At 61.7% G+C, this 23,581-nt stretch carries 25 protein-coding genes; 12 read left to right on the forward strand and 13 right to left on the reverse strand.

Annotation, left to right across the window (positions count from 1 at the left end):
- The first annotated feature begins 38 nt into the window (after window positions 1–38).
- Window positions 39–1,541: a PucR family transcriptional regulator gene (locus KSW38_RS18050; RefSeq protein WP_216926315.1), complete on the forward strand. Its 1,503-nt coding sequence runs from the start codon at window positions 39–41 to the stop codon at window positions 1,539–1,541.
- Between the two features lie 84 nt (window positions 1,542–1,625).
- Here KSW38_RS18050 and purU read toward each other — a convergent pair whose 3' ends face one another.
- From purU to glyA, 7 genes are read right to left on the reverse strand one after another with little or no spacing between them, the layout of a single operon-like run.
- Window positions 1,626–2,525 carry a formyltetrahydrofolate deformylase gene (gene purU / locus KSW38_RS18055; RefSeq protein WP_216926316.1) on the reverse strand — a complete coding sequence of 300 codons (900 nt, stop codon included), beginning with the start codon at window positions 2,523–2,525 and terminating at the stop codon, window positions 1,626–1,628.
- A gap of 2 nt (window positions 2,526–2,527) precedes the next feature.
- The gene (locus KSW38_RS18060; protein WP_216926317.1) at window positions 2,528–3,919 is read right to left on the reverse strand and encodes an L-serine ammonia-lyase; all 1,392 of its coding nucleotides are present in this window, start codon (window positions 3,917–3,919) and stop codon (window positions 2,528–2,530) included.
- Complete coding sequence (locus KSW38_RS18065) at window positions 3,919–4,563, reverse strand: sarcosine oxidase subunit gamma (protein ID WP_216926318.1); 645 nt, start codon at window positions 4,561–4,563, stop codon at window positions 3,919–3,921. Before KSW38_RS18065 ends, KSW38_RS18060 begins: the two co-directional genes overlap by 1 nt.
- Window positions 4,556–7,501 (reverse strand): 2Fe-2S iron-sulfur cluster-binding protein, encoded by a 2,946-nt coding sequence (locus KSW38_RS18070; protein ID WP_216926319.1) that lies wholly within the window; start codon window positions 7,499–7,501, stop codon window positions 4,556–4,558. Before KSW38_RS18070 ends, KSW38_RS18065 begins: the two co-directional genes overlap by 8 nt.
- A 2-nt stretch (window positions 7,502–7,503) precedes the next feature.
- Window positions 7,504–7,875, reverse strand: a complete 372-nt coding sequence (locus KSW38_RS18075; protein ID WP_216926320.1) for a sarcosine oxidase subunit delta — start codon at window positions 7,873–7,875, stop codon at window positions 7,504–7,506.
- 17 nt (window positions 7,876–7,892) lie between these two features.
- Window positions 7,893–9,113: a sarcosine oxidase subunit beta family protein gene (locus KSW38_RS18080; RefSeq protein WP_216926321.1), complete on the reverse strand. Its 1,221-nt coding sequence runs from the start codon at window positions 9,111–9,113 to the stop codon at window positions 7,893–7,895.
- A complete protein-coding gene (gene glyA / locus KSW38_RS18085) occupies window positions 9,110–10,483 on the reverse strand; it encodes a serine hydroxymethyltransferase (RefSeq protein WP_216926322.1) in 1,374 nt (457 codons plus the stop codon). The genes KSW38_RS18080 and glyA overlap by 4 nt, the downstream gene beginning before the upstream one ends.
- Window positions 10,484–10,634: 151 nt before the next feature.
- Between glyA and KSW38_RS18090 the strand changes: the two genes are divergently transcribed.
- From KSW38_RS18090 to KSW38_RS18105, 4 genes are all read left to right on the forward strand, one after another.
- Window positions 10,635–11,306 (forward strand): GntR family transcriptional regulator, encoded by a 672-nt coding sequence (locus KSW38_RS18090; RefSeq protein WP_216926323.1) that lies wholly within the window; start codon window positions 10,635–10,637, stop codon window positions 11,304–11,306.
- A gap of 726 nt (window positions 11,307–12,032) precedes the next feature.
- Window positions 12,033–13,394, forward strand: coding sequence for an MFS transporter (locus KSW38_RS18095; protein ID WP_216926324.1), 1,362 nt, complete (start codon window positions 12,033–12,035; stop codon window positions 13,392–13,394).
- A 28-nt stretch (window positions 13,395–13,422) separates the two neighbouring features.
- A complete protein-coding gene (locus tag KSW38_RS18100; protein WP_216926325.1) occupies window positions 13,423–14,679 on the forward strand; it encodes an aminopeptidase P family protein in 1,257 nt (418 codons plus the stop codon).
- Between the two features lie 86 nt (window positions 14,680–14,765).
- The gene (locus tag KSW38_RS18105; protein WP_216926326.1) at window positions 14,766–15,569 is read left to right on the forward strand and encodes an IclR family transcriptional regulator; all 804 of its coding nucleotides are present in this window, start codon (window positions 14,766–14,768) and stop codon (window positions 15,567–15,569) included.
- Between the two features lie 96 nt (window positions 15,570–15,665).
- Here the strand turns inward: KSW38_RS18105 and KSW38_RS18110 are convergent, their stop codons facing one another.
- Window positions 15,666–16,145, reverse strand: a complete 480-nt coding sequence (locus KSW38_RS18110; RefSeq protein WP_216926327.1) for a DUF4383 domain-containing protein — start codon at window positions 16,143–16,145, stop codon at window positions 15,666–15,668.
- A gap of 155 nt (window positions 16,146–16,300) precedes the next feature.
- On the opposite strand from KSW38_RS18110, the gene KSW38_RS18115 reads away from it, so the two are divergent.
- From KSW38_RS18115 to KSW38_RS18125, 3 genes are all read left to right on the forward strand, one after another.
- The gene (locus KSW38_RS18115) at window positions 16,301–17,272 is read left to right on the forward strand and encodes a hypothetical protein (protein WP_216926328.1); all 972 of its coding nucleotides are present in this window, start codon (window positions 16,301–16,303) and stop codon (window positions 17,270–17,272) included.
- Between the two features lie 94 nt (window positions 17,273–17,366).
- The gene (locus tag KSW38_RS18120) at window positions 17,367–17,735 is read left to right on the forward strand and encodes an ArsR/SmtB family transcription factor (RefSeq protein ID WP_216926329.1); all 369 of its coding nucleotides are present in this window, start codon (window positions 17,367–17,369) and stop codon (window positions 17,733–17,735) included.
- Window positions 17,732–18,199, forward strand: coding sequence for an SRPBCC family protein (locus tag KSW38_RS18125; RefSeq protein WP_216926330.1), 468 nt, complete (start codon window positions 17,732–17,734; stop codon window positions 18,197–18,199). The genes KSW38_RS18120 and KSW38_RS18125 overlap by 4 nt, the downstream gene beginning before the upstream one ends.
- Here KSW38_RS18125 and KSW38_RS18130 read toward each other — a convergent pair.
- Complete coding sequence (locus KSW38_RS18130) at window positions 18,196–18,840, reverse strand: LysE family translocator (protein WP_216926331.1); 645 nt, start codon at window positions 18,838–18,840, stop codon at window positions 18,196–18,198. The two genes, KSW38_RS18125 and KSW38_RS18130, sit on opposite strands and share 4 nt — an antisense overlap.
- A 103-nt stretch (window positions 18,841–18,943) precedes the next feature.
- On the opposite strand from KSW38_RS18130, the gene KSW38_RS18135 reads away from it, so the two are divergent.
- Window positions 18,944–19,399 carry an Lrp/AsnC family transcriptional regulator gene (locus KSW38_RS18135; protein WP_216926332.1) on the forward strand — a complete coding sequence of 152 codons (456 nt, stop codon included), beginning with the start codon at window positions 18,944–18,946 and terminating at the stop codon, window positions 19,397–19,399.
- Between the two features lie 162 nt (window positions 19,400–19,561).
- Here the strand turns inward: KSW38_RS18135 and KSW38_RS18140 are convergent, their stop codons facing one another.
- Complete coding sequence (locus tag KSW38_RS18140) at window positions 19,562–19,720, reverse strand: hypothetical protein (RefSeq protein WP_216926333.1); 159 nt, start codon at window positions 19,718–19,720, stop codon at window positions 19,562–19,564.
- 95 nt (window positions 19,721–19,815) lie between these two features.
- On the opposite strand from KSW38_RS18140, the gene KSW38_RS18145 reads away from it, so the two are divergent.
- Both KSW38_RS18145 and KSW38_RS18150 read left to right on the forward strand, forming a co-directional pair.
- Window positions 19,816–19,959 (forward strand): hypothetical protein, encoded by a 144-nt coding sequence (locus tag KSW38_RS18145; protein WP_216926334.1) that lies wholly within the window; start codon window positions 19,816–19,818, stop codon window positions 19,957–19,959.
- A 149-nt stretch (window positions 19,960–20,108) separates the two neighbouring features.
- Window positions 20,109–20,333: a hypothetical protein gene (locus tag KSW38_RS18150; protein ID WP_216926335.1), complete on the forward strand. Its 225-nt coding sequence runs from the start codon at window positions 20,109–20,111 to the stop codon at window positions 20,331–20,333.
- A gap of 9 nt (window positions 20,334–20,342) precedes the next feature.
- Here KSW38_RS18150 and KSW38_RS18155 read toward each other — a convergent pair whose 3' ends face one another.
- On the reverse strand, window positions 20,343–20,933 hold the full coding sequence (locus KSW38_RS18155; RefSeq protein ID WP_254186658.1) for a hypothetical protein: 591 nt from the start codon (window positions 20,931–20,933) through the stop codon (window positions 20,343–20,345).
- A 303-nt stretch (window positions 20,934–21,236) separates the two neighbouring features.
- Window positions 21,237–22,139 (reverse strand): Abi family protein, encoded by a 903-nt coding sequence (locus KSW38_RS18160; RefSeq protein ID WP_216926336.1) that lies wholly within the window; start codon window positions 22,137–22,139, stop codon window positions 21,237–21,239.
- A 317-nt stretch (window positions 22,140–22,456) separates the two neighbouring features.
- Between KSW38_RS18160 and KSW38_RS18165 the strand changes: the two genes are divergently transcribed.
- Entirely contained in the window at window positions 22,457–22,636 is a 180-nt protein-coding gene (locus KSW38_RS18165) for a hypothetical protein (protein WP_216926337.1), read from the forward strand.
- 432 nt (window positions 22,637–23,068) lie between these two features.
- On the opposite strand, the gene KSW38_RS18170 is transcribed toward KSW38_RS18165, so the two are convergent.
- Window positions 23,069–23,536, reverse strand: coding sequence for an Lrp/AsnC family transcriptional regulator (locus KSW38_RS18170; protein ID WP_216926352.1), 468 nt, complete (start codon window positions 23,534–23,536; stop codon window positions 23,069–23,071).
- Window positions 23,537–23,581: the final 45 nt, after the last annotated feature.

Consider the following 23,581-nt stretch of genomic DNA (forward strand, 5'->3'; position numbering starts at 1 on the left):
TGTGTCTAAAGAAACTGTATTCGATAGTACGGAGTGTCATGTCCATCCTTCTCGGTCAGGCTTTGGAACGTGAAAGCCTCAAAGCCGCCGAACCGCGCCTGCTTAATTCGGTGGCTGACGCCCTGAGCCGCCCCGTCCGTTGGGTGCACTCCAGCGAGGTTCTAGACATCGCTCCCCTCCTCAGCGGCGGCGAACTGCTCCTCAGCGGAGGCCAGGCGCTGGCCCTTGAGAGGCCCGGGCGGCAAGCCGAATACGTCCGGGAGCTGGCGGCCCGTGGCATAGCCGCACTGGCCCTGGAAACCGGACCGACACTGCCCGAAGTTCCGGGTCCCATGCTGGAAGCCGCCGAAGCCGCTGGCCTGCCCGTTATTGAATTGCGCCACGTTGTTCCGTTCGTGGCCGTCATGCAGGAGATCAACTCACTCCTGGTCAGCGAGTCCGTCGAACAGCTTCAACGCGGCGACCAAGCCAGCCACGCGATGGCAGCCGAACTCGCCCATGGCGGCGGACTTGACCAACTTCTGGCTGTCTTGGCAGAAAGGACAGGTGCCAGCGCGCGGTTGGTATCGCCGTCGGGCCTTACCCTGGGTTCGGCAGCGGGTTCCGCAGCGGCTTCGGCCCCAGGCACAGCGTCGCCGGAGGAGGACGGCGGGCTCATCACTGTTGATGTGCCCGTGCGTGGCGTCCTTGCCGCCCGCTTGGAGCTGCGAGTGCCCGACGACGGCGACAGTGGCCTTGCGCGCGTGGCGGGCGAGCGGTCGGTGGACATCCTTGGCCTGGCCCTGTTGCAGCGGATGCCGCCAGGATTGAAGGAGTTGGCGGGCATTGAACTGATGCGGGCCATCAATTCCGGCAGCCAATCGTGGCAGCTCCAGCAGCTCGGGCCGGCGTCGGGTTTTCCCGCCAACGGCCAGGTTGCTGCGCTGGTGATCCGCTCCACAGGTGCAGGGCATCTCCGCTCGGCCTTGGATGCAGTGCTGCGTGCGAACGTGCCGCACAGCGCAAGCTATGCAGATAACGCGGAGCTGATCGCGCTCGCTTCCGTTGGCGATGGCGCTGCTACCCGAGTGGCCCTGATGGACGCGCTCAGGGCATTGGAAACGCCGGCCGGATCCGCGATAGCGCTTGGCCCGGTGGGCAGGGGGATCGATGAAGCCCCGTGGTCCTTGGCCGAGGCGCGCCGGACGTTGGACCTGGATCTGGTGGGAGGTGGCGTGGTGGATGCGGAGGCATTCGCCGTGGAGCGCCTCGCCGAGGAACATCTGGACCCAGCAACCCGCGAAGGGTTCGTGCAGCGGCAGTTGGGTGCCGTCGTCGAGCATGACCAACTGCGGCGATCCGAGCTGTTACGGACCCTCACCGTGTGGCTGGACACCGGCTGCAACACAGCCCAGGCCGCACGCGAACTGCACTTGGAACGGCAGTCCATGCACCACCGGTTGCAGCGGATCTTCGAGCTGTGCGGGGGAGATCCCCGGGGAACGGGAAGGCTCGCCGCGTTGCACCTGGCTTCGAGGCTGGCTCGGCTGCAGAACCCTTAAACGCCAAAACGACGGCCCGCTGCGCACACGACGTTTTAAAACGTCGACTGCGTAGCGGACCATCGAAATGGGGCGCGCAAGGCGTTATTTCAGCACAATCGTCCTGTTCCCATTCAGGATGATCCGCCCTTCGCAGTGCCAACGAACGGCGTTGCTGAGGGCCTTGCACTCCGTGTCCCGACCGGCGGCTACGAGATCTTCCGGTCCGAACGTGTGATCCACCTCAACCACCTGCTGGGAGATGATCGGGCCCTCGTCCAGCTCGCCGTTGACGTAGTGGGCGGTGGCGCCCACGGTCTTCACTCCGCGGGCGTAAGCCTGGTGGTACGGCTTGGCACCCTTGAAGCTCGGCAGGAACGAGTGGTGGATATTGATGGCGCGCCCGTCGAGCTTCCGGGCGAGGTCGTCGCTGAGCACCTGCATGTACCGGGCCAGCACAACGAGTTCCACGTCCAGCTCGTCGATGATGTCCAGCAAACGCGCTTCCGCCGCAGGTTTGGTAGCAGCGGTGACAGGGACGTGGAAGAAGGGAATCCCGTGCCACTCCGCCAAGCCCTGGTGGTCCGTGTGGTTGGACACGACACCCACCACATCGATCGGCAGCTCACCGATCCGCGCACGGAACAGCAGGTCATTGAGGCAGTGCCCAAACTTGGAGACCATGATCAACACGCGTCGCTTGGACCCCTGACGTTCCAGCTGCCAGTTCATGTTGTACTTCTCGCCCACAGGGGCAAACGCTGCACGCAAAGCATCCACTGTGGTCTCGTCGCCGGAGGACGCGAAGTGAACCCGCATGAAGAAGTGGCCCTCGGCGCGGTCACCGAACTGCTTGTTGTCGATGATGTCGCAGCCATGCTCCAGCAGGAAGCCGGACACAGCATGGACGATTCCGGGACCTTCAGGGCAGTCCAAGGTAAGGACGTGCTCCACGGTGGTTCCGGCAGAGGAATCAGTAGACGATTCGGTTTGGATGGCAGTCATGGCTAGCACTCCACTACGTTGACGGCGAGTCCTCCACGGGAGGTCTCCTTGTATTTGGATTTCATGTCGGCGCCTGTCTCGCGCATGGTCTTGATGGCTTTGTCCAAGGACACTTTGTGGCTGCCATCGCCATGCAGTGCCAGACGGGCAGCGTTGATCGCCTTGACGCTGGCGATTGCATTGCGTTCGATGCACGGGATCTGCACCAGTCCGCCTACGGGATCGCAGGTGAGGCCCAGGTTGTGCTCGATGCCCACCTCGGCGGCATTCTCCACTTGCTCCGGCGTCCCGCCCAGAACCTCGCAAAGACCAGCGGCGGCCATGGAGCAGGCCGAACCCACTTCGCCTTGGCAGCCCACCTCTGCACCGGAAATGGAGGCGTTGATCTTGAAGAGAATCCCGACGGCGGCCGCCGCGAGCAGGAAGCGCACGACGCCGTCGTCGTTGGCTCCGGGAACAAACTTTGTGTAATAGTGCAGCACCGCAGGCACAATTCCTGCGGCACCGTTGGTCGGTGCAGTGACAATCCTGCCGCCGGCCGCGTTCTCCTCATTGACCGCCAACGCAAACAGGTTCACCCATTCCATGGCGAGCAAGGGGTCCGCTGAGGATTCGCCGTTCAGCTGGGCGTCGGTCTCGGAAAGCTTCTTAAACAACGACGGCGCCCGTCGCCTGACTTTCAAACCTCCGGGCAGGATCCCCTCGGCCGAGCAGCCGTTGTCAACGCATTCACGCATGACAGCCCAGATCCTGAGGAGGCGCTCGCGGAGCTCCTCCTCAGACCGCCATACGAGTTCGTTGGCCAGCATGACATCGGAAATCGACATGCCCTCGCGTGAACAAATGGCCAGCAACTCGTCAGCAGTGGTGAACGGGTAGGGGAGCACGGTGTCATCGGCTACTACTTTGTCCGTGCCCGTGGCATCCCCATCCACCACAAAGCCGCCACCGATCGAGTAGTAGCTGCGCTCACGCAGTACTGCCCCGGTGTGGTCAAGGGCCCGGAACGTCATGCCGTTGGGGTGTGCCGGAAGGGACTTGCGGCGGTGGAGGACCACGTCCTCGTCCCAGTTGAAGTCCACCCGGTGGTCGCCGCCCAAGCGCAGTTCGGCGTCGAGGGCTGCTGCTGCCACCTGGTCGTCAGCCGTTTTGGTGTCGACGGTTTCGGGTGAGTGGCCCTGCAGCCCCAGCACCACGGCTTTGTCGGAGCCGTGGCCCCGGCCGGTGGCACCCAAGGAGCCAAAGAGCTCTGCCTGGACGCGCACCGTGGCCGGAAGCTGGCCGGACGATTCAAGACCGTCCGTGAACTGCTTTGCCGCCCGCATCGGGCCGACCGTGTGTGAAGACGACGGCCCGATGCCAACAGAAAACAGATCAAGCACACTCAGTGCCATTAGGGGACCTCAGGGGAGGCGTACTCCCTCATGGCGTCAAGGAGCCAGCGTCCCAGGAAATCGGCAAACGAGGCCCGGGGAAAGATCCGGTAGTTCTCCTCTGAGGTCTTCCACAGCATCACGGGGATGTGTGCGAGCTCCGTCGAGACGGCTGTGCCGGCCTTGAAGACACGGGGGTGAAGGTCCAACGAGCACGTCTTTTCGAGCACAGCGCGGGCGTGGCTGCCGTTGAGCTCGAACGTGGTGCGGTTGGCGGACAGGTCCACTACCTGACCTTCATCGCTGCCAAGTGCCGTGGTCAGGTCGCTGACCAAGGAACCGCCCAGTGAGTCGTGGGACTCCTCCGGAGCAACCACGAGGAACTCGGTGGGGCCGAGCCAGAGTGCGTTGACTGCGCCTGCCCCCGTCACTTCACCGCAAGTGGCCGGCAAGCCGCCGGTGATGGACGCAACGCGGGCGCCGGCGTCGGACGTTCGCTCAACCCGGATACCCACCATGGCCTGGTAGGGAATCTCCTTGAGCGTCACCGTGCCCGGCACTGAGCCGGAGGTGAAGGCGTCAGCCAGGTGTTCGGCCGGGCTGCGGCGGGCACCCCGTACGCGGTCGACGTGTGCGGTTTCTGCTGGTGTTGCTGTTTCAGCCATCTTTGCGGGTCCCTTCAGCATCGAAAAGTACGGTTTCGCCGACAACCACGTCCACCAATTGGTCTCCCACCGAGGCCACGAGGGTCTCGCCGATGCGGTTGCGGCCGTTTTGGATCAGGGCCAGGCCGAAGGAACGGCCCAATGCGGCACTGTGGTAGCTCGAGGTGACGAAGCCTTCCATGGGGACGGGTCCGTACGCCGGGTTGACGGGGATGCCCTTCTCCACAAGCTGAGTGCCTTCCGGCAGCCTCAGCGAGTGATCCACGGGAAGGACGCTCACCAGGTGCTTGCGGTCCTCGCGTTTGGCGTCCGCACGGAGGTAGGAGCGCTTGCCGATGAAGTCCTTGGCCTTGGAAACAATCCAGTCCATGCCAGCGTCCTGGGGGGTGACCGTGCCGTCGGTGTCCTGCCCGACGATCGGGTAGCCCTTCTCAGCGCGCAGCACGTGCATGGTTTCCGTGCCGTAGGGGGTGATGTTGAACTCAGCACCCGCAGCGGCAACGGCTTCCCAGGTGTTCAGCCCGTACCAGGACGGAACGTTGATTTCGTAGGCCAGTTCACCGGAGAAGGAGATACGGCAAACGCGTGCCTGCACTCCGGACGCCAGCGTGGTTTCACGGAAGGTCATGAACGGGAAGGCTTCAGCGTCCAGGCCGCCGTTTTCGGCAAGTTCCGGGGCAACCTTCGCGATCACTGCACGGGACTTTGGACCGACGACGGCGATGGTGCTCCACTGCTCCGTGACGGACGTGAAGACCACATCGAGTTCCGGCCACTCCGTCTGGTGCCACTCTTCCAGCCAATCCAGCACCTTGGCAGCGCCGCCGGTGGTAGTGGTCATGAAGTAGCGGTCCTCGTCCAGGCGCAGGGTCACGCCGTCGTCGAAGATCATGCCATCCGGGGTGCACATTACGCCGTAGCGGGCGGATCCCGGAGCGAGCTTCTTGAAGGCGTTGGTGTAAACGCGGTTCAGGAATTCGCCGGCGTCCGTGCCACGGATTTCGATCTTGCCCAAGGTGGTTGCGTCCATGAAGCCCACGGAATCGCGAACCGCTGCGCACTCACGCAGGACTGCCGTGTCCATGTCCTCACCGGACTGCGGGTAGTACCAAGGGCGCTTCCACTGTCCAACATCTTCGAACAGGGCACCCTGGGCGACGTGCCACGGGTGGATGGAGGTCACGCGGGCGGGGTCGAACAGCTCACCGCGCTGGCGGCCAGCCAAAGCGGCGAACGCCACCGGGGTGAACGGTGCGCGGTAGGCGGTGGTGCCGATCTCGCCGACGCCGGGAACGCTTTCCGCGCCGCCGAACTTCAACGCAGCAGCGATCACGCCGATTGCGTTGACGCCGGAGGTCTTGCCTTGATCGTTGGCGGTGCTGATGGAGGTGTACCGCTTCACGTGTTCCACTGAACGCATGCCGGCACCGGTGGAGCGCAGGACGTCAGCCACGGACTGGTCACGCTGGAAGTCGACGAAGTGGTGGTGCCACTCGCCCGGTTCGCCGGTCTGGCCCGGGACAAGCCACAGCTGGCGGGTCGGGGCGCTCGCCACGGGTGCCTGCAGGTCCACCGGGGTGGTTGCAGACTCAAAACCAGCAGCGATGGATGCTGCCGCTCCGGCCGAGATGCCCTCTGCCAGGCAGTCCTGGAGTTCGTAGCTGCCGCGGCCTGCGCCAACAACCTGCTGGTCCCGAACCACCGTGGAAGGAACAAACGCGGCGAGTTCATCGTCCCAGCGCAGCTTGCCCTGGCGCTGGCTGTGGAGGTGCACCACAGGGCTCCAGCCACCGGAAACAGCAAGCAGATCGGCCGCGATGTGCTCGACGCCCGAGGTGAGTTCGCCGTCGTCGTTGATGCTGCGGACGGTGACCCCGCTGAGACGGCCATTGTCATCGGCGCTCGTGTCGGCAACCGCGCTGCCAATGAGGACCCGGATACCGGACTCGACGGCGGCCGCGGCCTTCGCGTTGATCTGCGGACGGGCATCGACGACGGCGGCAATCGCCACGCCTGCTGCCTTCAAGTCCGCGGCGAGCAAGTAAGCGGAGTCGTTGGTGGTGGTGATGACGACGCGTGAACCGGCTGCGACCGCGTAGCGGTTCAGGTACGTGCGGACGGCCGAGGCGAGCATGATGCCCGGGCGGTCGTTGTTCTCAAAGACCAGCGGACGCTCGTGGGCACCCGGTGCCAGGACAACCTGCTGTGCGCGGATGTGCCAGATACGCTGACGCGAAACGCCCGGAGCGGCCGGAACGGTCAGGTGATCTGTGCGGTTCTGCGCTGCGATGAAGTAGTTGGAATCGTAGGAACCGAAGGCGGTGGTGCGGTTCAGCACGGTGCATTCTTCGGCGGAGACCAACTCGGCTTCCACATCGGCAACCCATTCCAGGGCAGGCTTGCCCTCGATGGTTTCCTGCAGGTCTTGGGCCGTGGAGCCGGAGAGCAGTGCACCACCCAGTTCGGGCTGGTCGTCGATCAGGATGACGCGGGCGCCGGTGCGGACTGCTTCACGGGCGGCTGCAAGGCCTGCAACACCGCCGCCGACCACCAGGACGTCCGTGTGGACGTACTTCTTGTCGTACTCAGCCTTGTCCTCGGCAGGGTCAAGCTTGCCCAAACCATTCAGCAGCTCAACGTTCATGCCGTCCACGAGTGAAACGGCGGTGGCGGGGAGCATGGATTCGGCAACGTGGCCCGGGAAGCGGGGAGCGATCTTGACCAGGGCGTTGGACTCTTCCACGCCGGCGGCCATGATGCCGCGGGGGCGGTCCTCGTAGAGGGAGTTGCCGGCGTTGATGTGGCCGTTGGCCAGCAGCGCGGAGGCGATGGTGTCGCCTGGGTGGCCGGTGAATTCCTGGCCGTCCACAGTGAAGCGCCAAGCGATGCTGCGGTCAATGCGTCCGCCGGTGGCGAGGCGTGCGTTCTTGCTGGTCACTTCTAGACTCCTTCCGAGGAGGTGGGGGCGGCAGCGGCCGTCGAGGTTGTGGGTGCGCCGGGAGCGAGGCCTGCTCCGCCGGCCTGGCCGTACTCGCCGGTTGTATCCGGGCGGGGCTGGCCCATGGCGTAGATGGAGTGGATGTCGTAGCTCACGGTGTCGCGCAGCATGTTGAACCACTGGCGGCAACCGGTGCTGTGTACCCAGCGTTCGGCAAAGGTGCCCTTGGTGTTCTCGCGGTAGAACAGGTATTCAGCCCATTCGCGGTCCGTGAGGTCGTTGGGGTTCTCCGGGTAGGCGATGTGTGCCTGGCCGCCATAGTGGAATTCGGTTTCGTCGCGTGGCCCGCAGTTGGGGCATGAAATGAGAAGCATGTCTTTTCCCGTCCTTACTAGTGGGCCACGGCTGCGGCGCCGTGTTCATCGATCAGGGCGCCGGTCTCGAAGCGTTCCAGGGCGAAAGGCTTGTTGAGCTTGTGCGGGGCACCGGTTGCGATGGTGTGCGCGAAGGTCAAACCAGCGGCAGGAGTGCCCTTGAAGCCACCCGTTCCCCAACCGCAGTTGACGAACATGTTCTCCACCGGGGTGAGGCCAACAATCGGCGAGGCATCCAGCGTGGTATCCACGATGCCGCCCCAGGTCCGGAGCACGTGGGCCCGGGCGAAGATCGGGAAGAGCTCCACGGCGGCTGCCATCTGCTCCTCGATCACGTGGAACGATCCGCGCTGGCCGTAACCGTTGTAGGAGTCCACGCCAGCGCCCATCACCAGTTCACCCTTGTGTGCCTGGGACACATACACGTGGACGTGGTTGGACATGACCACCGTGGGGTGGACCGGCTCGTGCAGTTCAGACACGAGCGCCTGGAGCGGGTGGGACTGGATCGGGAGGCGGAAGCCGGCCATCTCTGCGAGGACCGAGCTGTGGCCGGCGGCGCAGAGGCCTACCTTTTCGGTGTTGATGTTGCCACGGGTTGTCTTGACGCCGGTAACCCGGTTTCCGTCCTTGATGAAGCCGGTGACTTCGCAGTTCTGGATGATATCCACGCCGAGTTCATCGCACTTGCGGGCGAAGGCCCAGGCCACGTGGTCGTGCTTGGCGATGCCGGCACGTGGCTGGTAAGTAGCACCCATGACGGGGTAGCGGATGTTGTCGCTGGTGTTCAGGATGGGGCAGAGTTCCTTGATCTGATCCGGTTCCAGCCACTCAGCGTCCACACCGTTTAGCCGGTTGGCGCCTACGCGGCGCATGCTTTCGCGGACGTCACCCAGGGTGTGGGCGAGGTTCATCACGCCGCGCTGGCTGAACAGGAAGTCGTACTCCAGCTCTTCCGGCAGGATTTCCCACAGCTTGAGGGCGTGCTCGTAAATCGCAGCACTCTCGTCCCAGAGGTAATTGGACCGGATGATGGTGGTGTTACGGGCCATGTTGCCACCGGCCAGCCAGCCCTTTTCAAGGATGGCGATGTTGGTCATGCCGTGGTTCTTGGCCAGGAAGTAGGCCGTTGCCAGGCCGTGCCCGCCGCCGCCGACAATAACGGCGTCGTAGCTCTTCTTTGGTTCCGGGTTGCGCCAGAGGAAGTCGGGGTGTTCGGGGAGGTGGTCCGCGCTCACTGGGCTGCTCCAATCATTTCTTCGAGTTCAGTTGCGGCGTCGTTGCCGTTACTGAGGTGGGGGTAAAGCGGGAATTTGTCGGCCAGCGCGGTCACGCGGCGGCGGAGTTCGACGGCGGTGGCTTCGTCCAGGGTGACGTCACCTTCGGTGCCTGCTGCGGTGCCGCCGCTATTCGCTGCGGCGATCAACGCCGTCGCAATGATGTCCGAGACTTCCGTGAAGTCCTCAGCGCCGAAGCCGCGGGCGGCGAGGGCGGGGGTGCCGATGCGCAGGCCCGAGGAAACCATCGGCGGGCGGGGGTCGAAGGGGACGGCGTTGCGGTTGACCGTGATGCCGATGTGGTGCAGCGTGTCCTCGGCCTGCTGGCCGTTAAGGACGGAGTGGCGGAGATCGGCGAGCACCAGGTGGACATCGGTCCCACCGCTGACCACGGAAATGCCGGCTGCGGCCACGTCTTCCTGGAGGAGGCGATCGGCCAGGATCTTGGAACCCTCAAGTACACGGCGCTGGCGTTCCTGGAACTCCGGTTCGGCGGCCATCTTGAAGGCCACAGCCTTGGCGGCGATGACGTGCTCCAGTGGACCACCCTGCTGGCCGGGGAATACGGCGGAGTTCACTTTCTTGGCGATCTCGGCGTCGTTGGTGAGGATCACGCCACCGCGGGGACCGCCAAGGGTCTTGTGCGTGGTGCTCGTGACGATGTGGGCGTGCGGGACCGGGCTCGGGTGCAGTCCAGCTGCAACCAGGCCGGCGAAGTGGGCCATGTCCACCATCAGGTAGGCGCCCACGAGGTCCGCGATGCGGCGGAATTCTGCGAAGTCCAACTGACGGGAGTAAGCGGACCAGCCAGCGACGATCAGCTGCGGCTTGTTTTCAATGGCGAGGCGCTCCACCTCTGCCATGTCTACGGTGTGGGTGTCTTCGCGGACGCCGTAGGGAACAACCTTGTACAGCTTTCCGGAGAAGTTGATGCGCATGCCGTGGGTCAGGTGGCCGCCGTGGGCCAGGTTCAGACCCATGATGGTGTCGCCAGGGGTGATCAGTGCGTGCATGGCCGAGGCGTTTGCCTGGGCGCCGGAGTGCGGCTGGACGTTGGCGAATTCTGCGCCAAACAGGGACTTCAGGCGGTCGATGGCCAGCTGCTCGATCACATCAACGTGTTCGCAGCCGCCGTAGTAGCGCTTGCCCGGGTAACCCTCGGCGTACTTGTTGGTAAGGACCGAGCCCTGTGCTTCCATGACGGCCGTGGGGGCGAAGTTCTCAGAGGCGATCATTTCCAGCGTGGACTGCTGGCGGATGAGTTCCAGGGCGATCGCCTGATCGACCTCCGGGTCCGCCTGTGCGAGCGGGCGGATCAGCGGTTCAACCATGGTGTTCTCCTTCGAAAGCTTGTCTAGTGGCCGACTGTTAGGCAACTGATATATTAGAACTATTGCCATAGTATGTTGAAGATCACAAGGTCGTCAACAGGTCTGCGGCAATCCATTCAGCAAACTGGATTGGCGACAACGGGAGAGAGCAATGAGCGCAGCATTGGAAGCACTGGAATCAGCTCCGCAGGGTTCGTCCCTGGCGGAGAACGCCTACCTGCTCCTCCGCGACAGGCTCATCATGCTGGACATCAAGCCCGGTGACCCCATCAACGACGGTCAGATTGCTGCGGAACTCGGCATTGGACGTACGCCCGTCCGCGAGGCCATCAAGCGCCTCGAAAGCGATCATCTAGTGGTTTCCTATCCACGGCGTGGGACGTTCGCCACCGGCGTGGACATTACCCAGCTCGCTGAGGTCTCCGAGATCCGCGAGCTACTGGAGCCACTCGCCTCCAGGAAGGCTGCCCGCATGGCCAGCCCTGCCATGCGTTCAGAGCTTCGCGCTGTCGCCGGTGCAATTCGTGATCTTGAAGGCCAGGACAATTCCTCCCAGGAACTCATGCGCTACGACATCCAGGTTCACCGCCTCATCTACAAGGCCTCGGCGAATGCGCACCTGGAAGACGTCCTGATCCGGTACGACAATCTCGCCACCCGCATCTGGTGCTACATGCTGGAAAGAATGCCCTCCGTCTCCGGCCACATCTCCGAGCACGCAGAATTGCTGACAGCCATTGCCGACGGCGACGAAGACCGCGCCTCCGAGCTCGCCCTGCACCACGTAGTCAGCTTCGAGGAGACGATCCGCAAGGTCCTCTAGGCGCGGCCCTCCCTCACGTCCTGCCGCGTTCGGCGCGGTCCTCTCTCACATCCAACGCCCTTTCGGCTGACGTTCTCTCACGTCCTGCCGCGTTTGGCGCGGTCCCCTCTCACATCCAACGGCCTTTCGCCTGACGTTCTCTCACATCCCGTCGCGTTTGGGCGGTCCTCTCTCACGTCCTGCCGCGTTTGGCACGGTCCTCTCTCACATCCAACGGCCTTTCGCCTGACGTTCTCTCACATCCAATGGCCTTTCGCCTGACGTTCTCTCACATCCAACGGCCTTTCGGCTGACGTTCTCTCACATCCCGTCGCGTTTGGCGCGGTCCTCTCTCACGTCCCGTCGCGTTTGGCGCGGTCCCCTCTCACGTCCCGTCGCGCCGGCTGAATAGCTGTCCCGTACTAAAGGCTCGACGTCGGCACCCACCCCGGGTGCCGACGTCGGGCCTTTCTTCGTGAAAGTGAGAGAGCGTTCCGACATGGGCCGCACGATGTGAGAGAAGATCCGGGGAAAAGGGTTTGGATATGAGAGAGGATCGCGGCATTTCGGCGCTCAGTGCAACCGTGTATCGCCCATTGCAACAAGTGTAATCAGAGTCGCGCCCACCGTAGCCGCCCAGAAGCCGTCGAATTAGTTTCAAAAACACTCTTGACCGTGATGCGGCACACACGTAGTCTGATGCAACAGCGTTGCTTCTAATGCAACCCCAATTTTCTTGGTGGACACATGAGTAATGAACTTTCCTCTGTGGCAGCCGCGGGAGACCGGTCCAATGGCGGACGCAGTACCTCTCCCGAGTCAGGCCCCAATCACACAGTCAGCAAGGACACGCGCCGACGCGTCGTCACTGCAAGCTTCATCGGTAACTTCGTCGAGTGGTTCGACTACGCCGTCTATGGATACCTGGCCGGTATCATCTCCACGGTCTTCTTTCCCGAATCCGATCGTCAAACGGCTCTGCTTGCAACGTTCGGTGTTTTCGCCGTCAGTTTCTTCGTAAGGCCGCTTGGCGGATTCATCTGGGGCCATATCGGAGACAGGCTGGGCCGGAAGCAGGCGTTGTCGCTCTCGATCGTCTTGATGTCCGTGGCCACATTCTGCATCGCACTGATCCCCGGGTACGCCACTATCGGCGTCATGGCGCCGATCCTGCTATTGCTCGTCAGGGTTGTCCAAGGCTTCTCTGCTGCAGGCGAGTACGCCGGCGCGTCCGCCTTCCTGGTGGAGTACGCACCGTCGAATCGCCGCGGGCTCTATGCCGCCGTCGTACCTGCCAGCACCGCAGCGGGACTCTTGCTGGGATCCTTGCTGGCCGCCCTGCTGAGTTCAGTCCTGACCGCAGAGCAGCTCAACGAATGGGGTTGGCGCCTGCCATTCCTGTTGGCGGCGCCTATGGGCTTAATAGGCAGATACATCCGGACCAAGCTCGAGGACACCCCTGCCTTCCGTGAACTGTCCGAGAAGGAGACTGTGAAGGCGCCGGCGCTGGCGATGTTCAAGACCTACCGGAAACAGCTCGTGATCGCTACGGGCGCAGTGCTGCTGAACGCGGTGGGCTTCTACGTGATCCTCAGTTACATGCCAACTTACCTGTCGGTTGAACTGGGCTTTGGGGCGGCGGAATCGTTCCTCGCTACAACGATCGCCCTGGCCAGTTACATCGGCTTCATCTTCCTGACCGGTATCGCGTCGGACAAATTCGGCCGCAAGCGCATGCTTATCACGGCATCTGTTCTGTTTGTGGTGCTGACCGTCCCTGCGTTCATGCTCCTGGATACGCGTAACTTCCTGGTCATCGTCCTCGTCCAGATCCTGCTGGGCGGAATGCTCACCCTCAACGACGGCACCCTGCCGAGCTTCCTGGCCGAACTCTTCCCAACGAAGGTCCGCTACACGGGATTCGCCGTTAGCTTCAATCTTTCCAACGCGTTGTTCGGCGGCACTGCTCCGTTCATGGCAACCCTCCTCATCGGCATGACCCACAACCAACTGGCCCCAGGCTGGTACCTCGTGGCTGCCGCCCTTGTTTCCCTCATCGCAGTCCTGTTCGCCGCCGAGACTTCCAAGAAGCCACTGCAGCAGGACTGAAACCAACCACCCATTGAAAGGAACCACCATGACCATCACCGAGAACGAGCCCATCAACGACGTAGCCAAGCTCGAGCGTCTCAAGGTCCTAAACAACGGCGAGAAGGTCTCCCTGACCTTCTCCGACGCAGAGTTTGAGCGTCGCCTTGCCGGACTTCGCAGGATCATGGCCGAGAAAGACCTCGACGCCGTCATCCTCACCAGCTACCACTCCATCAAGTACTACTCCGATTTCCTCTTCACCTACTTCGGCCGCTCCTACGGCATGGTGGTCACCAAGGATGACACGGTCACCATTACGGCAAATATCGACGCCGGTATGCCTTGGCGCCGCAGCTTCGGCGACAACCTCGTGTACACGGACTGGCGTCGTGACAACTACATCCACGCCATCCAGGAAGTCCTGCGCACCCGCGGCATCAACCCCCGCCGCCTCGGCGTCGAAGACGACTCCCTGCCGCTGGACAACCGCAACAAGATCCAGGCCGCATTCTCCGGAGCAACGCTGGTGGATGTCGCCCAGGCTGCGATGCGCCAGCGAATGATCAAGTCGGACGAAGAAATCGCAGTCATCAAGCACGGCGCCCGCATCGGCGATCTTGGCGGCGAGGCCATCCGCAACGCCATCACGGCTGGAATCACGGAGTACGAGGTCGCCCTGATCGGCACCGAAGCCATGGTCCACGAAATTGCCCGGACCTTCCCGGACTCAGAAATCCGTGACACGTGGGTCTGGTTCCAGTCCGGCATCAACACCGACGGCGCGCACAACTGGGCAACCACGCGCAAGATCCAGGAACACGACATCCTGTCATTGAACTGCTTCCCGATGACCAGCGGTTACTACACGGCACTGGAGCGCACCCTGTTCTATGGCGAACCGGACGCGCGCTCATTGGAGCTGTGGAACATCAACGTGGAGGTTCACAAGCGCGGCCTGGAACTCATCAAGCCCGGCGCAGTCTGCAAGGACATCGCCGCCGAGCTCAACGAGATCTACGTTGGTCACGGGCTGCTGGCCAACCGCACGTTCGGCTATGGCCACTCGTTCGGCGTCTTGAGCCACTACTACGGACGCGAAGCAGGCCTTGAACTTCGCGAAGACATCGACACCGTGCTGGAACCGGGCATGGTGGTCTCCATGGAACCGATGATCACCGTCCTGGACGGCCAACCAGGCGCCGGCGGCTACCGCGAGCACGACATCCTTGTGGTGGGCGAAGACGGTGCGGAGAACATCACCAAGTTCCCCTTCGGCCCCGAGTACAACATCATCGGAGCCTAGGTGGCGCGGCCGGTGGACGCAGTGCACGGCGTCCACCGGCCCCGCCCGGGAACGGTCCGCCAGCTTCGGCCAAATATAGTGAACCCATGACTCCCACGGAATCCAACGACGTTTCAGGCAACGGCGAAGCCAAAGGTACCTCGGTCATTGTCAACGCCATCGCGGTCCTGCGGAGTTTCAGTGCCGAAGAGCCGCTATTGGGGGTCACTGAAATCGCAGGGCGAATTGGCCTGCACAAGAGCACAGTTTCCCGCATCCTGGCCACGTTGGAGCAGGAGCACTTGGTGGAGCGCGACGTCGATTCGCGCAGGTTCCGCTTGGGGCTGGGAATGATCGCCATGGCGGGCCCACTCCTGGCGGAACTCGAAGAGCGGCGCGTGGCGTATCCGGTGCTACGCGAATTGACCGAACGGACGGGGGAGACCAGCGCGCTCATGGTCTGGAACGGCACCGAATCCATGAGTGTGGAGCAGATTCCCAGCCGGCACCAGGTCAAACATTTGGCCCCGTTGGGTGTCCGCTACAACGAGGCACTCAGCTCTTCTGTTCAGGTCTTCCTGGCCGCGGAGGACAAGGATCGCGTCCGTAATCTGCTCCGGAGCGGTACGATCACTCTTCCGGGCCTCGACGAGGAAGCCATGGAGGCGTACTTGCAGCGACTGGAGGACTCCACGAAGCGCGGCTGGGCAGTGAACTTTGGCGAGACGTCCATCGAGGAAGTGGGCGTGGCCTCGCCTGTCTATGACCACAGGGGAAACATTGTGGCGTCCGTGCTCATCCCCGCACCAAAGTTCCGGGTCTCGCAGGACACGCTTACCAGTCTCGGCGAAGCTTGTGCCGAGGCCGCCGCCAAAGTCACCACACGCCTTGGTGGCCGCGCCCCGCGCTGAGCCTCCCCCGCGCTGAGCCATCTCGCGGAAACAGAACGGCGACCGTCTCCGCGAAGGGGACGACCGCCGTCGTTCGTTGAACCGACGTCCGCGAGGTTACATCCTCCGCCGTGCCGTCGTTGTCTCGTCCATGGCATCCCTGCCCAGCCAAGCACCGAGGCCGATCATGGCCACGCCAAGAACAAAGTGCAGCCAGTTGTCAGCGGTGTTGAACGGAACAAAGTTGGCGCCCGTTTCCTGGTTGATGATCAGGCCGTAGATCCAAAGAACGAGATATACGGCGCCGCCACCAATGAGGAACAGGCGAGCCATACGAGCTGTCCTGGCCATGGCCAAACCGGCTACGCCAAACAGCAGATGGACGATGTTGTGGAGAATGGATACTTGGAATACTCCAAGCAGCATGGCGCCGGATTCATGTCCCGCGAAGGTCATGGCGCCGTAATTGGTGGTGATACCCGGGATGAAGCCCAGGACACCCACCAGCAGAAATACAATGCCAACGCCCATGGCGGTGTTGTGAAGCGTCAACCCCATCGCATGATGGTGTTCGGTGGGGTGCGAAGCGGTGGTCATGAAGTCCTCCCTTTCACGCTGTTAAACGGCTCTTCTCATGGAGAACCGTCCCGCGGCAAGGGGTGTCGGAAAACCTTGCCGACGCCGCCATAATACTCCTGAAATGCCTCCAATTGCAGGGGAATGGCCAGTCAGCTGACAGTTAGCATGGGTTCATGAGCCAGGCTCCCAACGGCGATTTCCAATCGATCTTCCATGACACACGGGATCTCACTCCCTTCCGCGATGGATACGTTCGCACACCCGTCCGCGGATTGGCCGACGGCGTGGGTGAAGTGCTGTCCGGTGTCCTGACTGGCCGGGATCCTGCCCGCCTTTCTGTGCTGGGCGATGTTCCCCGGTTGAAGCGCCTGTCCACCAAGCAGGCCAAGGCAATGCATGAGGCCGTCTTCACTTCTACCGAGCCTGATCGGCTTATCTCCCTGGGTCGCGTCTACCCGGGGTGGGCGGGCTTGTGTTACGTGATGGCGGGACTATTGGCGTACAAGCACGGCGGTTATCTGCGGGCCTCCGAGTTGCTGCGGCGCGGCTTAACAACAAGGATCGACGACGACGCGAGCCAGTTCTCGGCCCTCTACCTTGGGCAGGTGGTCACCCGGGTTGAGGTAGCCGAACGCATTGAAGTTCCGGTCTTGTTCAGCGAGGAGTCTGTGTTCCTCGCGCTGGCCCATTGCCTTCGCGAGATGGGAATGATCGAGTCGGCGCTGGAAGCAGTGGTGGGTTTGCCGCCGTCGTTGCCTTCAGCCCTGGCACGCTGCACCGCAGCGTTTGCGCTGGACCGGCACAGGGACGTAGTGATGTGCACGGAGGGGTTGTTGAATACGGATGATCTCTCGGCAGCCTTGCTTCTGATCCGGGCTAGGTCGCAACGGGCTCGTGGCGATTTTGAATCGGCCCAGGCGGCGCTGAAGGAGGTCCTTCGCCGGAGGAAGACCAGCCTCGCCTTGCGAAATGACGCCCTGACCGATCGCGCCCTTCTCGCCTTGGACCAGGGGCGGCGGACGCTGACTCCCCGATCCAAACGCCCTGCCCCGCCAGCCGAGCTGGAAGCCTTGGAAGTGATCCGCAAGGACGCCGAGATGCGTCGTTTGTGGGAGAACGACTTCAGGGAACTCAGCGGGGAATAAAGACCATTGTGGAGGAGCTGATGCAAGCGTAGCCTTGTAATCAACCAAGTGATTGATAAAGCATTTGGTTGACAAGGAAAGGTCGCGCAGGGTTATGGATTCAGACGCTCTGGACAAGGCGTTCATGGCCCTTGCTGATCCCGTCAGACGGGGAATTGTTGCCCGGCTGTCCCGGGGAGACGCAACGGTCAATGAACTGGCGGAGCCCTTTGCGATCACCAAGCAGGCAGTTTCAAAACACATCCAGGTCCTGGAGCACGCAGGGCTGGTGACCCGGTCCCGTGATGCCCAACGCAGGCCGGTGCACCTGGATGCAGCCGCCCTCGAAGAGCTGACGGCATGGATAGACCAATATCGACTGATCGCCGAGCGTCGCTTCCGGCTGCTCGACGAACTCCTGGCTGAGTCCCGCCCCGGGGTCCTCCCAGGGCTACAACAACAAGATGAAGAGGAATTGAAATGAGCAATCCAACGGCAATCACTGCTGATGACGGCGTTCCGTTCGTCGATACTGTCCGCGAATTCGATGCACCAGTCAGTGCAGTGTTCAAGGCACACGTGGACCCGGATCTCCTGGCCAAGTGGCTTGGTCCGCGGGACGCGAGACTGAATGTCACCGAATACAACGCCACCACGGGCGGTAGCTGGCACTACGAAAGTGGCCACGAAAACGCGATGTACGGATTCCGTGGGGTCTTCCACACCGTGGACACCGACGAGCTGATCATCATGACCTTCGAATTCGACGGCGCCCCGGGCCAAGTGGGCATCAGCACCACCAGGTTCGAGGAAATTGACGGTCGCACCAGGATCGTCGCCCACGAGGTCTACCCATCGGTGGAAGCGCGTGACATGGCCCTCGCCACAGGGATGAATTACGGCGTGATCGAAGGGTACGAGCGACTGGATGAGGTACTTGCCGCCTAAGCCCGGCTCGCCACGAGGGGAAGGAGTTGCTCCGTCAACAACACTGCTCCCAGCCCAATCATGATGATCCCGCTGGCCAGCGTCACCACGCGCGCGGCGCCTGGACGTGAAGCGAGCAGCCTCCGCGAGGTCAACGCGACCCCGGTGTACACAAGGCCGGCGAGGATCACGAACGTTAGTCCCAGCAACCCGGACTGAACAGGAACAGGCAGTGCGGCTTCGGGGCTGACGAATTGCGGCACCAGCGCCACAAAGAACAGCAGGCCTTTGGGGTTGATGCCACTGGTGCCCATGCCTTGGAAGAACGTCCGGACCTGGTTTCCGGACTGCACGACGGCGCCTTCCGCACTAAAACTCGCACCTCGCCATGACCGGATGGTGGTGAAGCCGAGCCACAGCAGGTATGCAGCACCGGCAATCGTGAGCCAGCCCAGCAGGCCGGGTACTCCCGCCAGCAGGGCTGCCAGTCCGGCCGCCATCAGCGCCGTGTGAATCACATATCCGCTGCAGAGTCCCGCTACGGCCGGCACGAAACTATGCTTCCTGAGTCCAGCTGAAATCGAGTAGGCCCAATCGACGCCGGGGGTGCAAGCCAAGGTGACTGACACAAGCAGGAAGGCGAAGAACAATTGCGGGTTCACGGTCTCTCCAGAGTTTTCGTTGGTAGGAAAACTCTAGGGAAAATCGCCTGATAAGTGTTCCCTGATTTATCCCAGAAACTTGTTATCTGGGTAAGATCATTGCGTGATTGACCACATTGACAGAAGTATTTTGCGCCACCTCCAAGAGGATGGTCGAATGACCGCCACTGCCTTGGCATCGAAGGTCGGATTAACAGTGGCTCCGTGCCATCGAAGACTCCGGGACCTGGAGTCTTCCGGGGTCATTCGGGGCTACCGTGCGGACATTGATCCAGCAGCGGTGGGGCTTGGTTTCGAGGCAATCGTGTTCGTCACGCTCCGTCAGGTGGAACGCACCATCATGGCGGAGTTCGAGGAACGTGTGGCTTCAAGCCCCAACATCGTTGAGGCACAGCGGCTGTTCGGCTCTCCCGACTATTTGTTGAAGGTCATCGCGGCGGACCTTCCTGCCTACCAGCGCTTCTACGACGACGAACTCGCGGCCCTTCCGGCTGTTGAGCGTCTCACGTCCACCCTGGTGATGAAGAATCTGAAAACCAACGTAGGTCCACCGGTCTGATGGCAACACAGCGGATGGACTGCCTGTGAAACCGGCAGAGCGGCGACTCCGCAAAGTAAGCTTGGCCGCCGTCGCTGGGCGCGCTTGGACTTCTCCACTACCTACGGCCGGGGAGCGGGTGTTTCCGCTGTATTCGTAAGGCCCCGCGTGCGGGCGTCCTAGCTAATACCAGTACCGGCGCCCAGCCAAGATGGGGCGATTGAGCGCGCCGAGAATAAGCAGGATGAGGCCGATGGCCAGCACAATCCAGCCTATGGTGACGAGGATGCCAATGTTGAGTAACCAGCCGGCAATCAGAAGAACAAGTCCCAGGACGATCATTTCTTTCCTTTCGCGTTGTCGAGCAGACTAGTCATTAAATAAGCACCCTGACTAAATCAAGATTACCTGAACCGGCAGGAAATGGGGATGCTGCTTTGTTTGCCGAGGCGGCAGGTGCCTTGGACAGGGTGGTGCGCTTCAGGCCGGTCTATTCCGTGATTTCGTGGATGCTTGCTCCCTTTGTCCTGGAGCGTGACAGCATGCTCGATCTTGGCTGGATCGACCACGGACGTGTTTGAAGGAGGTGCCATTCGCGTCGGTGCTGCACTTGAACGAAGGCTGTAGCTTTAGAGCCATGGAATGGTACGAGAACCGGCGGCAATTGCCACCGCCCTCAACGCACCAAGAGGTATGGTCGCCTGCCCGTCCATCGGGTAAGGGGATGGGTGTGGCCAGCCTGGTCATAGGCTTGGCATCGCTCGTTCTTGGTTGGACGGTTCTGTTTCCGTTAGTCGGTCTGGTGCTGGGCTTCTTAGGGATCACGTCTGCCCGGACCGCTAAAGGTATGCCCATCGCAGGTTTGATCCTCAACGCAGTAGCGCTTTTAGGCTGGGTTCTGCTGGTGCTGATCGTCGTCCAGCCTTGGGATTTCTCCGTCCCACCGCAGAAATGACTTCCAAAACTACCTGATAAGGAGACCAGCTACTAGGGCGATAGCCAAGGCTGCGATGACAGCAAGCATGAAATACTTCATCGCTTCCATGGAGCTCTTTTTCACGGTGGCGCCGGCCAAAGGCAACGTCTCCTGCCAAGCCTTGATTGCTTCGAGCCCCCGGTAGTAGGCGTATTCCATGGCGACACCTCCAGCGACGCCGGCGGCTGCTCCTATACCGTCCGCGGCGCTCATGGCCGCACCAGCAGAACCCAACCGACCCAGGTTGTCATTACCGGAGTTCCCGCCTGAGGCCGTGCCAAGTTCAGCCAACTGTGCCCTGGAAGGACTGGGAGACATTGATGCTCCAACGCCGACAATGTCGTGTTGTTGGCCATGAGCCTGCACCACCATGGTTCCCCAACTGGTGAAGCGGACCGAAGCATGGCTTACCGGCAGAGCGAATATCGTCCGCAGCTCAGCGTTCTGCATACTCAAGACGCCGGAGGGATCCAGGCTCAAAATGACGGGAACTGTCGCAGCCCCATTCACTTTGCTCTTGCGCCAGTAAAGCAGCGACTTGAGGGGTTGAACCGGGGACTGTGTCTGAGGACTATCCATGCTCTCCAGAATAGGGTCAGACAGGGTCTGGAGCCCGGACGCGGCCCACCGAGACCCCCTGATTCTAAGGAATATGGTTGCAGTAATCCCCCGCCGTCATCGTGCATTCCACCGTGCGGGTCATACGCGCATCCTCCAAGTCGGCAACTGCAAGGAACGCGTCAACACGTTTCGTTGGCACGGTGATCCACCGGCTTACGGACGTGTCCGCGTGGCGGCGAGAACATAAAGGTGCCTTCTCGATAAGTGGTCCTCAGCGATCACATCTTGAGGAGGCCGTCGTTCCCCTATGAACAGGATGACTCAGAGGATCGGACGGTAGTAGCCGTCGACGAACGCCGACTCAGAGTGAACTAAATCGAGCAAGCCTTTCGAGTAGTCAGTGCTTGTTTCGATTTGGTCGACCAAGCCGGCAAGGAGCGTTAGTGCTGCGGCGGGGGTCTTGGGTGCGAGGTATTGTCTCTTCACTTTGAGCGCGATCGCAGGAAGCGTGACGTGACCGTCAAAACGTCGGTTCCATAGCCTCCCATGATGTGCGGCGATGTTCCTCAGGAAGGTGATGTTCTGAACAGCCTGGAGCAGCTTCGGCTCGTCTTCAAGCTGTAGCGACTTAGTAACGGGTTCGAGGACGCTCTTGTCGCGCAGCGCGCGTAAGAACCGGGAAAAAGTCCCGAGCGAGACCACTTCGATGGCTGCCCAGAACGGAACGGGGTCTCCCTTGTTGACGTGGTGCCTTATGAAGATCTCGTCGCGTGCTTGAATCTCTCGAAAACTCTCCAGAACCTTGTCGCGGTTCCTGACCTCCGCCTGCCAGCGCTTTCGCCCATTCACATCAGAAGCAGCTGGCTCCGGACCGATCGGAAGGTAAAGGTCCTCCTTGAGGTATGCGTCTCCGCCACCTACGACCTTCGCGACATGGAAAGCGACACGGCTGCGTAGAGTCGGTTCAACCACCCCGACCCCATCGAGTATGAGGTTCCGGAGAACGCGGTCAAGATCGTAGATATCCATGAGCTGCACCGCAGTCGTCCCGGCGACATATCTTTCCGCCCCGGCTTCGTAGAAGCAACGCCCGTATCCGCTCACGCGGTAGTAGTTGCTCGAATAGAGGAACATGGCGAACTTGCTGTTTTGAATGCCACCGAGATCGAGTCCTCGATCCACGTGCTTTTGCACTTGACCGTTTAGGTCGATCCAGTCCTTCAATTGGTGCCCCCAAAGAAACGAAGAACCCACCCGGCTGTCGCCGAGTGGGTCCGAATGTTGAGTTGATCATATGCCAACCCGCCGACGCGGCGCAAACTGGAAACGAACATCGCGACGCCGTTCCCGGTCTGACCGTGGCGTGCTTGCAGCCTCGAACTAGCTGCGAAGAATATGTCGATAGTTTGCCGTTAGCCGGTCCCTCACCGTACATCAGCGATACGGCATCTGGGTCCGCGTCGAATCTGAATCGCTGCATGTACGTAAGACCCGCACGATGAAATGCACGGTGACGGGGGATTACTGCAACCATGTTCCGCGTGACTGGAATCTCAATCGGTTATGCAAGGGTCTCGACTAACGACCAGGACCTCTTGAGTGTCCATAAGGACGACCTCCCGAAAGCCCGCGACTACTTTCTGAGTAATGTCGCGGAACAATCCGATTTCGTCGTCGACGTCGAGAAATTGCTGCATGATCACGTTATGCACTGCTGCTAGGTGCGTGGCAGCCATGTTGAAGGCGATGGGGTGGACCAGATTCCCAGCTGCCTGGAAGTCCTCTTGCCAGCCGCCAATGAGGCAGCGGATATGGTCAACGTCCAAGTTCAGCGTTCTGGAATGCCTGTCCTCCGCGGCCGGATGGTGGCCATCCGGAGTCCGGGCCACCCGCGCCGCCGATTCCCGAACTTGCTCAATCCTGCTCCTCGCATTTTTCATCAGTCCCTGGGGCGCGGCTCTCATAGCTGAAGCCGCGCATTGGAGCGCGCGCAGGTGCCAGGTGTTCCAGTCGTGACGGAACCGGTCGCGGCGTCCGCGCCGTAGTAAGCGCCCGCCTCAGTTCCCCAGAAGTTGTAAGCCCATTGATCTGCCCTCATACGAGGTGGGTGCCGCAGGCGCTCCCTATGTGCATAATTCGATACGTCCAGGGGCCTACGCTGGGCCCTCCTTCAGCAGCCCGGTAGTCCGGTAAGGAATCACTTCGCGCAGGAACATGCTGGTGGACGTACGCACGATTCCCGGGCAGAGCCTGATTTCCTCAGAGACGCGGTACAGGTCATCCGGGCTCTTGGCTACCACCCTGATGATGAGGTCGGTATCGCCCGCGGGAGCGTGGCATTCGAGTACCTCAGGGATCTCCCGTAGCGCGGCAATGGCTTCATTGAGGTGGCTTTGATCGAGTTCGGCGCTGACAGCAGCGGCCACACCCCGGCCAAGTGCCGAGGGCAGCACGCGGCTGCTGTTGGGGCGCAATGCTCCCGATGCCGTCATCCGCTCCAGTCGGGACTGGACGGTGCCGCGTGCCAGGTGCAGCTTCTGGGCCAGAACCATGATGGGGACGCGGGGATCCTCATCAAGTGCGGCAATGATCCTGCGGTCCGTCGCGTCGAGTTCCTGCAAAATGACCACTTCCTGACTGCGATTTCAACTCTGATTAGTCAGATC

This window comes from Paenarthrobacter aromaticivorans (genome assembly GCF_019038615.1).
GTDB classification, from domain to species: Bacteria; Actinomycetota; Actinomycetes; order Actinomycetales; family Micrococcaceae; genus Arthrobacter; species Arthrobacter aromaticivorans.

Excerpts from the sequence above, each read along its gene's own strand:
- KSW38_RS18050 (WP_216926315.1), top strand. The coding sequence starts at position 39 with ATGTCCATCCTTCTCGGTCAGGCTTTGGAACGTGAAAGCCTCAAAGCC.
- purU (WP_216926316.1), bottom strand. The coding sequence starts at position 2,525 with ATGACTGCCATCCAAACCGAATCGTCTACTGATTCCTCTGCCGGAACC.
- KSW38_RS18060 (WP_216926317.1), bottom strand. The coding sequence starts at position 3,919 with ATGGCACTGAGTGTGCTTGATCTGTTTTCTGTTGGCATCGGGCCGTCG.
- KSW38_RS18065 (WP_216926318.1), bottom strand. The coding sequence starts at position 4,563 with ATGGCTGAAACAGCAACACCAGCAGAAACCGCACACGTCGACCGCGTA.
- KSW38_RS18075 (WP_216926320.1), bottom strand. The coding sequence starts at position 7,875 with ATGCTTCTCATTTCATGCCCCAACTGCGGGCCACGCGACGAAACCGAA.
- glyA (WP_216926322.1), bottom strand. The coding sequence starts at position 10,483 with ATGGTTGAACCGCTGATCCGCCCGCTCGCACAGGCGGACCCGGAGGTC.
- KSW38_RS18090 (WP_216926323.1), top strand. The coding sequence starts at position 10,635 with ATGAGCGCAGCATTGGAAGCACTGGAATCAGCTCCGCAGGGTTCGTCC.
- KSW38_RS18095 (WP_216926324.1), top strand. The coding sequence starts at position 12,033 with ATGAGTAATGAACTTTCCTCTGTGGCAGCCGCGGGAGACCGGTCCAAT.
- KSW38_RS18100 (WP_216926325.1), top strand. The coding sequence starts at position 13,423 with ATGACCATCACCGAGAACGAGCCCATCAACGACGTAGCCAAGCTCGAG.
- KSW38_RS18105 (WP_216926326.1), top strand. The coding sequence starts at position 14,766 with ATGACTCCCACGGAATCCAACGACGTTTCAGGCAACGGCGAAGCCAAA.
- KSW38_RS18110 (WP_216926327.1), bottom strand. The coding sequence starts at position 16,145 with ATGACCACCGCTTCGCACCCCACCGAACACCATCATGCGATGGGGTTG.
- KSW38_RS18115 (WP_216926328.1), top strand. The coding sequence starts at position 16,301 with ATGAGCCAGGCTCCCAACGGCGATTTCCAATCGATCTTCCATGACACA.
- KSW38_RS18120 (WP_216926329.1), top strand. The coding sequence starts at position 17,367 with ATGGATTCAGACGCTCTGGACAAGGCGTTCATGGCCCTTGCTGATCCC.
- KSW38_RS18125 (WP_216926330.1), top strand. The coding sequence starts at position 17,732 with ATGAGCAATCCAACGGCAATCACTGCTGATGACGGCGTTCCGTTCGTC.
- KSW38_RS18140 (WP_216926333.1), bottom strand. The coding sequence starts at position 19,720 with ATGATCGTCCTGGGACTTGTTCTTCTGATTGCCGGCTGGTTACTCAAC.
- KSW38_RS18155 (WP_254186658.1), bottom strand. The coding sequence starts at position 20,933 with ATGGATAGTCCTCAGACACAGTCCCCGGTTCAACCCCTCAAGTCGCTG.